10 protein-coding genes are annotated in these 12,304 nt (G+C 57.8%); 1 reads left to right on the top strand and 9 read right to left on the bottom strand.

Annotated features, from left to right (window positions below; genetic code table 11):
• The 5 genes from VK725_RS02060 to VK725_RS02040 form a co-directional block, all read right to left on the bottom strand.
• A partial coding sequence (locus VK725_RS02060) for a DHA2 family efflux MFS transporter permease subunit (protein WP_325316398.1) occupies positions 1-1,515 on the bottom strand: 1,515 nt, incomplete at its 3' end.
• Between the two features lie 11 nt (positions 1,516-1,526).
• Positions 1,527-2,765 carry an HlyD family efflux transporter periplasmic adaptor subunit gene (locus VK725_RS02055; RefSeq protein WP_325316397.1) on the bottom strand — a complete coding sequence of 413 codons (1,239 nt, stop codon included), beginning with the start codon at positions 2,763-2,765 and terminating at the stop codon, positions 1,527-1,529.
• Between the two features lie 43 nt (positions 2,766-2,808).
• Positions 2,809-4,299, bottom strand: coding sequence for an efflux transporter outer membrane subunit (locus tag VK725_RS02050; protein ID WP_325316396.1), 1,491 nt, complete (start codon positions 4,297-4,299; stop codon positions 2,809-2,811).
• A gap of 45 nt (positions 4,300-4,344) precedes the next feature.
• On the bottom strand, positions 4,345-4,854 hold the full coding sequence (locus VK725_RS02045; protein WP_325316395.1) for a MarR family winged helix-turn-helix transcriptional regulator: 510 nt from the start codon (positions 4,852-4,854) through the stop codon (positions 4,345-4,347).
• A gap of 107 nt (positions 4,855-4,961) precedes the next feature.
• Positions 4,962-5,552, bottom strand: a complete 591-nt coding sequence (locus VK725_RS02040; RefSeq protein WP_325316394.1) for a TetR/AcrR family transcriptional regulator — start codon at positions 5,550-5,552, stop codon at positions 4,962-4,964.
• Between the two features lie 137 nt (positions 5,553-5,689).
• On the opposite strand from VK725_RS02040, the gene VK725_RS02035 reads away from it, so the two are divergent.
• The gene (locus tag VK725_RS02035) at positions 5,690-6,400 is read left to right on the top strand and encodes an SDR family oxidoreductase (RefSeq protein WP_325316393.1); all 711 of its coding nucleotides are present in this window, start codon (positions 5,690-5,692) and stop codon (positions 6,398-6,400) included.
• Positions 6,401-6,522: 122 nt separating this feature from the next.
• Here the strand turns inward: VK725_RS02035 and VK725_RS02030 are convergent, their stop codons facing one another.
• From VK725_RS02030 to VK725_RS02015, 4 genes are all read right to left on the bottom strand, one after another.
• On the bottom strand, positions 6,523-8,607 hold the full coding sequence (locus tag VK725_RS02030) for a S46 family peptidase (protein WP_325316392.1): 2,085 nt from the start codon (positions 8,605-8,607) through the stop codon (positions 6,523-6,525).
• 139 nt (positions 8,608-8,746) lie between these two features.
• A complete protein-coding gene (locus VK725_RS02025; protein WP_325316391.1) occupies positions 8,747-9,739 on the bottom strand; it encodes a DedA family protein/thiosulfate sulfurtransferase GlpE in 993 nt (330 codons plus the stop codon).
• 154 nt (positions 9,740-9,893) lie between these two features.
• Complete coding sequence (gene aqpZ, locus VK725_RS02020) at positions 9,894-10,595, bottom strand: aquaporin Z (RefSeq protein ID WP_325316390.1); 702 nt, start codon at positions 10,593-10,595, stop codon at positions 9,894-9,896.
• Between the two features lie 283 nt (positions 10,596-10,878).
• Entirely contained in the window at positions 10,879-12,267 is a 1,389-nt protein-coding gene (locus VK725_RS02015; protein WP_325316389.1) for an HdeD family acid-resistance protein, read from the bottom strand.
• Positions 12,268-12,304: the final 37 nt, after the last annotated feature.

Raw genomic sequence — 12,304 nt, 5'->3', positions numbered from 1 at the left:
CCCGGGCTTTGAAATCCACAGCAACGCAATCAGCACGACGAACAGGATCCCGGAAATATAGAAAAGATCGTCGACGCCAAGCTGTGCGGCCTGCTGATCCAATAGGTGATTGAAGATGCCGTACGACTGCGCCTGATTATTTCCGGCTTGCTGCAACTGAGTTGTGAAATGCTGGAAAACCGGGTTGTAGTTCGTCGTTACTTCGTTGAGTTGCGCATGATGCAGGATCGAACGGTGATCCCATGCCGTTTGGAAGATCGACGTACCAATGCCGCCGCACAAAATGCGCAAGAAGTTCGACAAACCCGACGCTGCCGGGATGCGCTGTGCGGGTAGCCCGGATAAGGTAATCGCGAGCAAGGGCACGAAGAGCGTCGCCAGACCGATTCCCTGAATCAGGGTCGGCATCATGAGCGACCACGGATCCACATCGCTCGTGTAGTTGGCGCGCCAGAAGAAGCATGCCGCAAACGCCAGCAGCGACACCGTAGCGATAAAGCGAGGATCGATGCGTCCCACCAACCTGCCCGCAAACGGCGTCAGCGCGACAGCCACCAATCCTGCGGGAGCCAACACAAGTCCCGCATCGGTTGCCCTATATCCGATATTGGTCTGAAGCCACAGCGGCAACAACACAATATTGGCGAAGTACAGGCCGTAAGACACCGACAGCGCTACCGTGCCCGCGGTGAAATTGCGCAATTTGAATAGACTCAGATCAACGATCGGATGACGATCGGTCAACTCCCAGGCAATGAAATACACGAAGGCAATTGCCGAAGTGACAGCCAACGCAATGATGACGGGCGAGCTAAACCAGTCCAGATCCTTGCCCTTATCGAGCATGATCTGCAAAGCGCCGACCCAGATCACCAGCAGCACAAGGCCCAGAATATCGATCGGCAATTTGTGCGTAGCGGATTCGCGGTCACGAAAGATCAACCACGTACCGGCAATGGCAAGAATGCCGACCGGAATGTTGACGTAGAAAATCCACGGCCACGTGTAGTTGTCGGATATCCATCCACCAAGAATCGGGCCCGCGACAGGCGCCGTCAGCGTCGTCATCGACCAGAGCGCCAAGGCCAACGGTGCCTTGCTGCGAGGGAACGCAGCCAACAACAATGCTTGAGAAAGCGGAATCATCGGACCGGCCACCGCACCCTGCAACACGCGCGCCAGAAGCAGGATCGGCAAGTTTGGGGCAAAACCACACATCCAGGATGCGATAACAAAAAGCATTGTCGCGGTTAGAAAAAGCTTCACCTGCCCGATGCGCTGCGACAGCCACCCTGTGAGAGGCAGCGCAATGGCATTGGACACCGCGAACGACGTAATCACCCACGTCCCCTGGTCCGGCGACACGCCAAGATTGCCGGAGATCGTCGGAATGGAGACATTGGCGATCGACGTGTCGAGCACGTTCATGAAAGTCGCCAGCGATACAGCAATCGCTCCGATGGCGAGCTTCGCGCCCTGCAACGGCGGATGATCGATATGTTTGTTGTCGCTCATGGCAAGCGCTCTTAGTGAGCCACCGCGACGCGGGGTGCGTTACGTAAAGCGGGCGCTCCGGCGATCACCGCCTCCGCATCGCTACCGGCATTCTGCGCAATGATCTTTGCGATTTCCCCATTGGCCTCAGAACCGTAGTCTTCGAAAACCGGTGTCTGATAAACCGTATTCGGCGCTTGCTCCAGCGCAGGTCCATTCTGGTTGTGCAAATCGACTTCGGCCAGAACGGACAAGCCTATACGCAGCGGATGTGCCTGGAGCTCCTTGGCATCCAGCGCAATACGCACCGGCAAACGCTGCACGATCTTGATCCAGTTGCCCGTCGCATTCTGCGGTGGCAGCAGCGAGAACGCAGAGCCCGTGCCGGCCGAAAAACCCACGACTTGGCCGTGATAGGTCACCGATGAACCGTAAACGTCGGCGTGTAGCGTCACCGGCTGGCCGATGCGCATATGCTCGAGTTGCACTTCCTTGAAGTTGGCGTCGACCCAGATTTCGTTCAGCGGAACGACCGCCATGAGCGGCGTGCCCGGCGCGACGCGCTGCCCCACCTGCACGACACGCTGAGCCACATAACCGGTAACCGGTGCCGGCAATGTATTGCGTGCATACGCGAGGTACGCATCGCGCACTTTTGCAGCGGCCGCCAGAACATCGGGATGATTGGCAATCGAGACATTCCAAGTCAACGCCTGATTGGCGGCCAATTGTTGATTCGCGACCTCATAGGCTGCTTCTGCATTGCTCAAGGCATCGCGTGCATGCGTGATCTCTTCGGTCGAGATCGCACCCGATTGCGCGATATCCATGCGGCGATGATAGTCATCCTGCGCACGTGCAAGATCCGACTTGCGCTGCGCCAGCACGGCTCGGTACTGGAGGGTGTCCACGTAGAGCGTGCGCACCTGGCGCACGGTTTGACCGAGCGCAGCTTCAGATTGCTGCAACGCGATCCGCGCATCGGCCGGATCGAGTTTGACCAAGGGCTGACCTTGCTTAATCGTCTGCGTGTTGTCCGCGTTCACGGCAATCACCGTGCCGGTCACCTGCGGCGTAACTTGCACGACGTTACCGTTGATATACGCGTCGTCGGTCGACTCGTAGTAACGCGCGACAAGCACGTAATACGACACCGCAGCTGCCGCGACAACCGCGATACCAAGGGTAATAAGAGCGAGGATACGGCGGCGAGGACCTCGACTCGGCGGTTCACCGCTTTCGGTGGAGATCGATGAAGCTTGGGCGTTCATGGCAATGTCCGGGGGATATGAGGAGAGATTGACCAGCGTTGAATTACGGGGAGGCTTGCGTGCGATTGACGGCAGCAACGTCTTGGGATGACGCGATGTATCCGCCACCTAGCGCTTGAATGAGGGCAACCTGCGCATCCAGCCGCTGCATGCGCAGAGTCGCTACGCGCTGACTCTGCTCGAGGCGCGCGACGTCTGCCGAAAGCACTTGCAATTGCGGATCGAGTCCGGCCTTGTAGCGGATGATCTCCAGATCGTAAGCACGGCGGCTTGCGTCATAGGCGCTTTGCGCCGTGACTTGCTGCTGCTCGACGGCGTGAATGGTCGCAACCTGCGTGGCCACATCGTTTAATGCACCAATCAGCGTCTGGTTGTAATCGGAGATGGCGGCGTCATAACCGGCATACCGGTCTTTCAACTGTGCACGCAACGCACCGCCATCGAACAATGGCAAGTGGATGGCCGGACCGGCTTGCACCGATCGGCTGCTTGAATTGAACAGGCGACCGAAGCCGAATGCGTCGTAACCAACTGCTGCCGCCAGATTGATGTCGGGGAAAAAATCGGCTTTGGCAACTTTGACATCGTGATCCGCCGCATCGATACGCCAGTGCGCGGCAACAATGTCAGGGCGGCGCGCCAGCAGGTCAGCTGGCAAGCTATCCGGCAGTGAACTGTCTGGCGCGGCCAGCAAAACGGGTTGTGTTATCTGCAGACCGCGATCCGGGCCTTTGCCAAGCAACGCGGCAAGCTGATAACGCGTAGTGGCAATCCGGCCATCCAGCTCCGAAACATCGGTTTGAGTGGCGTCGATGGTGACATCGATGGTGCGGCTTTCGACTTCGTTGTCGAGCCCGGTTTGCACGCGTGCCTGCGTAAGCGAGCCGATCGACTTGCGGCTGGCGACCTCGTTCTGAGCAACGTCGCGCAATGCATATAGCAGGGCGAGATGCACGTACGCATGCGCAACAGAGGTAGAAAGAACCAGTCGTGCCTGTTGCTCTTCGGCTTCGGCGGCCTTGCGTTCGGAAATGGCCGAGCGCAGTGCTTCATGATTCTTGCCCCAGATGTCCAGGTCATAGGAAGCGCCGAAAATCAGCGAATTTTCGTTCTGCCAGCTATTGCCGACCGGTGGCGGCAAAAAAGTGTTGCCGCTGAAGTGCTCGCGGGAAAAAGTATCCTTGACGTCCGCGCTCGGACCGGCGGCAGCGTGTGCCTGTTCGGCATAGGCGGATGCTTTTGCGACGCGAGCTTTCGCTTGGGCAAGCGTTGGGCTATTGGCGACCGCTTCGTTGATCAAGGCCGTCAATTGCGGATCGCCGAATCGGTAGGACCAATCCATAGCCGGCCACGTGCCGCCTTGTGCAGGGATACTTATCGCGGTCGTGTAATCGGAAACAGATGCCGGATGGCTATCGCTGCGAATACCGCGATAGTTCACGCACGCACTGAGTGCAACGGCCAGCAAGGAAACACCCAACACGCGCATCACTTTGCGCGGTGGCGTTGAAGCGACGAAGCCGGACGGGTTCATAAAGGATGTATCTCAAGGAGGAAGGCAATACCGTGCGCAATGACGTCACGAATTTCGGCGGGAGCGAAAGTCATGGCTTTGCATGGGGGAACGAACATGGTTCTGGCAGTTGTCGGCCATGCGCTCCAGGCCGCGTTGCAAAGCCAGCAGATCCGTCTTGCTGATGCCGGTAGTCAGGGCATCCACAATGTGCTGTGTGATCTCGACCGTACGGCGCGCAATACGCTTTGCCTGGTCGGTGAGTGCGATGCGTACAATGCGCCGGTCGTCCGTGCAACGACGGCGCTTCAGAAGGCCGCATTTTTCCAGCATGTCCAGCGCATGGCTCACCGTGCTGGCATTCACACCCACGACTGCGGCAAGGTCATTGCCAAGCATGGCCGGTTCAGTCGCGAGCAACATCAGAATCTCGGCCTGTATGCCGGTGATGTTGAATTCCTCTTTCATGTGCTGCGTCGTCAGACGCTTGAACGCAGACGATGTACGTACCAGTGCATGAGCAACATTGTCGTGCTTATGACGCGCAGCAAATCGGCGCGCTCTGTCTGTCTGCATGCACGCAGCACCCTGATGGGTCACTAAGGCAAGCGCACCGCGAGCGGGTGCGTCGGAAGCTTTCTTGCTGGTTCTTGAAGTAGCCACGTCGCATGCCTGCCTGCTTGCTATAAAGCGGCAGCTTCGGCAACAACAAGGGCGACGCGACGGCCGGATTCCAGAAAGCGATCGGACATCTCCGGATCATCCATAGCACGCGCAAGAATCATCGTGCCGATCAGACACGACACCACGGCACGGGCATTCGCCTCTCGCTGCTTGGGCTTGAGCGACTCGGGAAGCACTGAACCGACGAGCTTCACCATTTCCTTGATGCTGTCGGTCAGTTGCGCGCGCACAGGGCCTTCCGCGCGACCCGCTTCGATAGCGAGCGTAGCGAGCATGCAACCGTTACCGACGTTGTCGCGATGCGAGGTACTGAGATACCCGTTGATCAACTCTTCCAGGTTCGGACGACCCGTTTTGCTGCTGACTTTGAGCCAGCGCTCGCGCATGCGCCCTTGCCCCACCGCGAGCGCTTCGCGAGTCAGATCGTCTTTCGATTCGAAGTGATTGTAGAAACCGCCTTGCGTCAAACCGATTTCGCTCATCAGGTTGGCAACGCCCACATTTGCAATGCCTTCTTTGCGGAAGCGTTCGGCAGCCGTTTCGATGATGCGGCGACGCGTCGTTTCTTTGTGACCTTTCTCGTAGCGCATAAGCCTGATACCGGTGATTGGAATAGCAATGATTGCAATTGAATTACGGTCATCATATTATATGATACACATCATGTAAAGACCTCGGCCACCAACTGATTGGTCACCGACCTCCCCACCCCTTCGAGAGTTTTCTAATGAAAATCCAAGGCAAAACTGCCCTCGTGACTGGCGCCAACCGTGGTCTTGGCCTGGCTTATGCCAAGGCCCTCCTCGCCGCCGGAGCCGCCAAGGTCTATGCTGGCGCGCGCGACCCCTCCACAGTGACTCAGCCTGGCGTGGTGCCGGTAAAGCTGGATGTCACCTCGTTGGACGACGTGACCAAGGCGGCGGCGCAACTGTCGGATGTCGATATCGTCATCAACAACGCCGGTATCGCCCTGATGGGTACGAATTTGCTTGAAGACGGAGGCGAAAAGGACCTGCGCGCGCAGTTGGACACCAACGTGTGGGGCATCCTGAATGTGAGCCGTGCGTTTGCGCCAGTACTACGTGCGAATGGCGGCGGCGCCCTCGTCAACATGCTTTCGGTGTTGAGCTGGCTGAGTCGTCCGCATTCGGCCACTTATTCCATATCGAAAGCGGCCGCATGGGCATTGACGAACGGATTACGCAACGATATGCGCGATCAGGGAACGCTGGTGATCGGCGTGCACGCCGGACTGATCGACACCGACATGGCCAAAGAGCTGACAGGCCCGAAGACGAGCGCCGACGACATCGCACTGCGCGTTATTGAAGGGCTGCAAAATGGCGATGAAGAGGTGCTTGCCGATGCAGTGTCGCAAAAGGTAAAAGCAGGATTTGCCGTTTCGCCGTCGCCTTACCTGCTCGATCAACGCGGCTGATCGCACCGAACCCCACCTGCACGGTAATTTGCTTGCGCGGTGCCAGAGACGCACAAGTGTCGGCACAGAAACATTCACAAAAAAACCGCCTCACAGTTGAGGCGGTTTTTACGTGTAGCCGGTTAGAAATGACCTTGTGTCAACTCATCTGCCAGTCGCGGCTGGTTGTAAACCTTGCGGACCGCTTCGATTAGCGCTGCCGTATCCACCGCAACAGCGCGGTTACTGCTGTCGTCAAATACGAAATCGCCGCCGATGGAATGAATGTTTCCATCGAAGATCAGACCGACGGCGTGTCCTTGCCTGTCGATGACGGCACTCCCTGAGTTACCGCCAATGATGTCGTTGTCCGACACAAAGTTCATAGGCGTCGCCATATTCAGTTTGCTTTGCGCCTGCACCCAGCTATCGGGGAGCTTGAACGGATCGGCACCGGTTGCGCGCTTGTACAGGCCATCAAAGTGCGTGAAAGGCGCAACCGCCACTCCTTTTTCATTCCAGCCTTCCACTTTACCGTACGACAGACGCAACGTGAACGTCGCATCGGGATAGGTGGACATGCCATCCCGATCGAAACGCGCTTTTGCAATCGTCTCATCCGCTTTGTCGGTGGGAGCTTTGACGTCGTCCTCATACGCTTTGCGGATCTTGCGCGACTCCGGGTCGATCGCACGCGCCAGCACGATCATCGGATCGTTGGACGCTTCGATGGCCTTCTCGCCGCCCTCCCACAACTGTTTACGCAAGCTCGCGTCAGACAGTTTGCTTGCACTTACCAGTTGCTGCGCCAATTGCTCGGGAGATTGTTTGCCAAGTATCTGATGCACGGTTAGATCGTCCGCACCAAGTGTCTGCCGAAGTTTTTCGAGCGACCACGAAAGCACCGTTTGCTCGTATTGTGGATAGAAAGGAACGTCCGATTCCACCTGCTGTTGCACGGCCGGGAGATTGGCATCGCGAAACTCCGGCAAACGCTCACCGTCAGGCTTGATGCGCTCTGCTGCGGCGCGCACCAGCGTGCGTGCGTCGTCAAAAAGTTGGGCGCTTCGGGCACCAAACCCGAATCCGGCTTCGAGCTCTATATAGCGCGACTGCAAATCTTTCCTGCGTTCTTGAGCACGCTGTAGATCGGTCCACGGATCGCCATATTTGACATGCCGTTCGGGTGTGGCCGCCATCCACTGACGCAAGGCATCGTCCTGTTGTTTCTTGTGGTCGATAAAATTCTCGTTTGCAAGCGTATCAAGCCATCCATTGAACACCTTGATTGAATTTTCCCACGAGAATTTTTGTTCTTGAGCCTCCTTCGCCTGCTCAGCGCCCTGGCGACTGTATTGCCAAAGAACGCCGCGTAATTCGGAAGCCACTCGATCCAGTGGAATAAGAAACGAGTCGCGCATGACAGACAGTTGCATCCACGGGACGCCACGTTGCGTCATACCCGGATTGCCAATCACAAATGTCATGTCGCCCGCTTTGGGGCCCTGCGGGTCGAATTTGAAAAATTGCGGCGTATTCGCTGGCTTGTTGTCGACGTATGCGCGAAAGAACGCGACATCCAGGTCGTAGCGCGGAAAGTTGAAGTTGTCCGGATCGCCACCGAAAAATGCGATGCTTTGCTCTGGCGCAAAGACCAGTCGCACATCCTGATAACGGCGATACTTGTACATCGCATAACGCCCGCCGTTGTAGAGCGTGACCATATCGCAACGCCACATCTTGGCATCGCCGCTCACACAGGCCTGTTCCAGTTTGCTACCGATCGCGCGCTCGGCCTTGATGCGATCTGCACCGGTTTTACCATCGGTGGCGGCATTCACTTGCGCAGTGACGTCGGTGATCGACTCAAGCTGATTGAGCTCGACGTCGGGGCATTTGGGCTCATCGTCCTGCTTCAACGCACTGTAGCCATTGGACATGAAGTCTTCATGCCCTTTGGAGAGTTGTGACAGGCAGGAGTTTGCGCAATGGTGATTGGTCATCACCAAACCATTGGCGGAAACAAACGAGCCCGAACAGCCTTCTGCGAGCCGCAAGGCTGCGTGCTGCACCAGATCGATCCATTGCTGGCTGGGTGTAAACCCGTAACGCTGTTGCATCTGTGTGATAGGCAGGTGATCCAGCGTCCACATGCCTTCATCCGCCATCGCGGCGCCTGCCCCACTGGCAAGCAGGCCCGCCAACGCACAACAAAGCACTTGCTTCATGACGATCTCCTCATGGTCTGAGGGACTCGGCAGCAGTCCGCGGCAATGTTGCTTCGAGTATGAGATCGTTGTTACGGCATAACAACGTGACCAACGGCAGAGGGGCGATTTGGCCTTATCGGCAGCAGCGTGTTGTGTATCAGTGCACGTGGCCTGGCACTATGGTTGCTTCACTGAGATCGACCTGCTCCGAAAGCGGCAGCTGACCGATGTCATAACCCGCGTCCGCCCATGCATCGAGACCACCCAGCAGCGGACGCACACGACGATAGCCTTGCATCAGCAGACCTTTCGCCGCTTTTGCAGCAGACACTTCGTTAGGGCAACTGCAATAGATCACCACTTCCTGTTCGATCGAAACGTGGTTGAGCTCCTGATCGATACCCCGCAAGTCAGCCATCAGCGCGCCGGGAATAACGCGGGTATCAATCAGCCGCGAGGCTTGCGAACGCACATCGACCACGATGGGCGCCTTCCCTTCTTGGATCAACTGATGCAGTTCATCCACGCTGATGCGGGCAAGACGCAACGCGAGCAGTAACCGCCGACGCTGCCACCATTTGAGCAACACATAAGCCATCAGCAACGCAGCCAGAAATTCGACGGCAAGCGTGCCTGCGCTCGCCAGCGCCATCAATACGCGGTCGATCTCATGCGCAAAGGCATAACCCAGCCCGACGACCACGCCGATCCAGAGCAGAGAGCCAAGGCTGTCGAACCACACGAAGACGTGCGGTCGCAGCTTCATCGCACCGACCAGCGGCGGCGCGATGGTGGAAAGGCCCGGTACGAACTTGGCGATCAGCAGGATCTGCCCACGCCAGCGTTGAAAGCGCAGCTCCGACTGCTTCACACACGAATCGGGCGAGAGAGAAATGCGGCACAGCGTGCGCATGACCGTCGCGCCATAATGGCGCCCGGCCCAATACCAGGCCAGATCGCTGATAAGACACGCAATCAGCGCGACTGCGATGACCGCAACCAGCGGCAACTTGCCTGCAGACGCCAACGCGCCGGCAACCACCAGGGTCGGCACCGCGGGCACAGGCACACCTGCCTGCTCCACCAGCACATTGAGGAAGACCAGTAGCAAACCGTATTCGGCGATCAACGCGATAATCGTGTGCGTCACCGTAGTGACCCTCGATGAGGAATTCCGCAAATCGGATGCCTGCATCGTTGGGGCAAATGACGCTGAATGCAAGATGCACGACTGCTTGCCGCAGTGCAAAAAAGTCATTCCGGCCTAAGCCGGAATGACGGGATAGCAAACGTGCCCGATGGCGTCAGGGCTTCGCGTCTTCAGCCAGCAGCGCACGATAAATCAGGCCGCCTACGGCACCGCCGATCAACGGGACCAACCAGAACATCCACAGCTGATGGACCGCCCAGGTACCCTGGAACAGCGCCACGCCCGTGCTGCGAGCCGGGTTGACCGAGGTATTGGTCACCGGGATGCTGATCAGGTGGATGATGGTTAAGGTAAGGCCGATGGCCAGCGGGCCAAAGCCCACCGGTGCGCGGCGGTCGGTCGAGCCATGGATGACGATCACGAACATGGCCGAGAGCACGAATTCGCTAACCATACAGGCCTGAAGCGAGAAGCCACCTGGCGAGTGCTCGCCGTACCCGTTGGAGGCAAAGCCGCTGGCGGTAGCATCGAAGCCTGCCTTGCCGCTGGCAATCACATACAGCACCGCCGCCGCAGCGATGCCGCCGATGACCTGAGCCACGATGTAGGGAATGACATCCTTGCCGCTGAAACGACCACCCGCGAACAAGCCGACGGTCACGGCAGGATTGAAATGCGCCCCTGAAATGCCGGCGCAGGCATAAGCCATGGTCACCACGGTGAGCCCAAAAGCCAGTGCAACACCCAGGAAGCCGATACCCAACCCCGGGAAAGCAGCCGAGATCACTGCGCTGCCGCAGCCTCCAAGTACCAGCCAGAACGTTCCGAAAAATTCGGCACTGAGTCGCTTGAACATGGTCGTCTCCAATCAATGAAATGGTTAGCGGAACACGCGCTATGTATTTCTTTCTTGCGACGCCTGCTGCCCTGGAATCATGGTATCCAGTGCTGCCTTCCGAAGGCTGCCCGCCTAATACCACGACGATGAGCCAGTAAGGAAGTGGTTTCTCGTATCAAGAACCAAGCCTGCGCAAAGCGGGCGATATTGCTCTATTTGTGCAACAAAAAGCTGTCGGAGAAAGATGATTTTCATCGGCCTTTAGCCATTTCGCGAACGGGTTCGCCCAGATATCGAACGATCACTGTTGCGCACCACCTTTGCGCTTGCGTTCGTTTATTTCGTGACGAATCGTTTCGATGTTGCGCATAGGCTCGCGGCGGCGAACCATTTGTGCATAGCGCCAGAACCGGCCGCTCTGACTGAATAATGTGGACCAGCCCAACGGCGTCGGCTGAATAGCGGCGCGCAAGGTACGTGCGTAATCGAGCACGAGGCCAGGCGTCCAGGCCATCGCTCGAGCGCGGCGCTCCAACTGCGCTGCCACCCATAACTCCGGATTGAACATGGCACGCAGCAACGCACCGAGGCCAAGGCCGGATTTGGCCAGTGATCCCTCCAGCGCCGCCTCCAGGGCATGCGCGACCGTGCTGGAGCAATTGCGGCTGGTCAGGTTGTACGTGTCGTTGCTGCGATAGCGTTCCCAGAACGCCGCCAAGCGAGCGCGGTTATACCGTCCAAAGCGTACTTCTGCGCTGGAATCGCACCAGCCTGCCGCCTCGATGGCATAACTGGGTTGAAAACGGCCGGGCACATCGTTGTCGGCCGTCGCGCGAAGCGCGCGCGAGAAATCCGTTTGCGAGCGATCGATTTCAACTTTGGGGTAATGGCTGATGTAGATATCCGGCAGTGCTTCCAGCGCAGCATGTCCCGTTGAAATCACGCCTTTGCTGTCTATCGCAGCGATATAGCGATCAATTACGGGTTGCGGCACGACATCTTCAACTGATCCGGTGGGCGTCCACACGTGGACGATCAACTCGCCTTCCTGCTCTGCAACACCCCCTTCCACCTCGGGAAGCGCCGCATCATCGGCGGCGAGGTCGTTTGACAGCCACAGTGAAGCTGCCGCATGCAGCGGAAGTCTTTTGAGGCGAAATGCCTGGCGCAACAAGCCACACCCCGAAAGAAAGATGCCCATACCAATGCAGTAAGGCACGGTGCCTGCGTAGAACGTGGGATACGGTTCGAACATGAAGACGGCAAAACCGACTTCCAGCAGTCCGGTCAGAAAGGATAACCGCCAGCCGAGGAAACGCACCACGACAGCCGCAGCCATACGGAAAATGCCATCGGCCAGAAACGCGATACCAAACACCATGGCGAGAATGACGCTGGCCGCGTGATGCTCATCCACCACCAGAAGACCCAACAGCAGAAACACTACTCCGCGTGCTTTGCGCAATACCACGCGTGTATCGGCACCCGATGGCGATACCACCAGCGTGACAACGGCTTCGATCAACAACAGATAGCCGAAAACGTGGATCGGGAAATACGTCACGCCATCCAGTGCATCGATGAAAATGGCCGCGCCCAACGCAGCCCAAACCAGCCCGACCAACGCCAGCATCAACCAGCGGCGTCGAATGAAATCGTGACCTAAAAGCAGCAGGATCAGGCGAACCACGATGGCACCTCGTGCATGTTTTTTGGCCAACGACCGG

Origin of the sequence: Dyella sp. (assembly GCF_035486915.1) — a bacterium.
Taxonomy (GTDB): domain Bacteria; phylum Pseudomonadota; class Gammaproteobacteria; order Xanthomonadales; family Rhodanobacteraceae; genus Dyella_B.
This window is presented reverse-complemented; position numbering and strand designations above follow the sequence as displayed.